At 64.3% G+C, this 1542-nt stretch carries 1 protein-coding gene; it reads right to left on the bottom strand.

Annotated elements, in window-relative coordinates; genetic code table 11:
- On the bottom strand, nt 1–1251 hold a 1251-nt coding region (cysG, locus tag EN943_RS36935), incomplete at its 3' end, for a siroheme synthase CysG (protein ID WP_127416606.1).
- Nucleotides 1252–1542: the final 291 nt, after the last annotated feature.

Here is a 1542-nt window from a genome sequence, read left to right as displayed (position 1 = left end):
ATTCTCGACCACGGCCACCGCCGTATCCGGCGACAGACCGGCCTCGATCAGCCGTCCGGCAACCTCGGCGGCCACCGAGCGGCCCATATAGACGGCGACGGTGGCGCCGGAAATGGCGAGCTTGGCCCAGTCAGGCAGCGAATTGCCCTTGAGGTCGTGGCCGGTGGTGAACACCATCGACGAGGACACACCGCGCAAAGTCAGCGGCAGTTCGAAATCGGCGGCGGCGGCAAAGGCCGCGGTGACGCCCGGAACCACCTCATAGGCGATGCCGGCATCGCGAAGTGCCGCCATCTCTTCGCCGGCCCGCCCGAACACCAGCGGGTCGCCCGACTTCAGCCGCACGACACGCTTGCCTTCACGGCCAAGCTCGACCAGCAGCGCATTGATCTCAGCCTGGCTCTTGGTGTGGCAGCCCTTGCGCTTTCCGACCGGCAGGCGCTCGGCATCGCGGCGACCCATGGCAACGACCGCCTCGGGCACCAGCGCGTCATGGACGATGACATCGGCTTCCATCAGCAGACGGTGGGCCCGCAAGGTTAAAAGATCCTCGGCGCCCGGACCGGCGCCAACCAGCGCGATGTGACCGCAAGCGGGCGTGTTCGACAGCAGAAGATCGACGGCGGCGTCATGCGCCTGCGAAAGCTGGCCGGCTTCAGCCGCGCGCGCAGGAGCACCAGAGAAGAAATCATTCCAGAAGCGGCGGCGGGCATTGCCTCTCGGCAGCAGCTTCTCGGCAGCCCCGCGAAACGAAGCGGCAAGAATTGCCAGCGGCCCGAGCGACGGCGACAGCATGCGGTCGATGCGGCCGCGCAACATCTGGGCAAGCACCGGGCCTGCACCCTCGGTGCCGATGGCGATGGCGACCGGCGCACGGTTGACCAGCGCCGGGGTGAAGAAATCGCAAAGCTCAGGCCGATCGACGGCATTGACCGGAATGCCTAGGCGGCGCGCATCCGCGGCCACCCGGCGGTCGAGTTCCTCGTCGCCGCTGGCGGCAAACACCATGACCGCGCCTTCGAGCTGCGATGCGTCGTAAGCGGCGGCAAAATGGCTCGCGCCGGCCTGGGCGACGAAGGCGAGCAGGTCAGGCTCGGCGTGTTCCGCGATGATTCGCAGGACCGCGCTCGACTGTCCGATCAGCCGTGCCTTGGCCAGCGCCTCTTCGCCGCCGCCGACGATGGCCACGGCTTCGCCCTCGACCCGCATGAACACGGGGAAGGCGTTGAGCTTGGAAGCAGTGTGCGACATGGACGCGAGCGGAATCCTCAGTGAGCCTGCAGTTCTACGCGCGGGCGCGAGAAACCAGAAGGAACGCACTCGCGCATCCCTTATCGGGATGCAATTGCTTTTCTGAAAGCATCCCGGCCAAGAGAAAAATATTTCCCATTTACAGATAGAGCGGATTGAAGCTGCTGTCGCAGGCCTTGAATTCCAGGTCTTTTAGCGCCCGGCGAGAAAAGCCGCAAAACTGTTTTTTCTAAATTCTACCAAATTAGTAGATTAAAGCCGCAAACACTGGATAGCCAGAATGTCCAACGC

This window comes from Mesorhizobium sp. M7A.F.Ca.US.006.01.1.1, from assembly GCF_003997935.1.
Taxonomy (GTDB): Bacteria; Pseudomonadota; Alphaproteobacteria; order Rhizobiales; family Rhizobiaceae; genus Mesorhizobium.
This window is presented reverse-complemented; position numbering and strand designations above follow the sequence as displayed.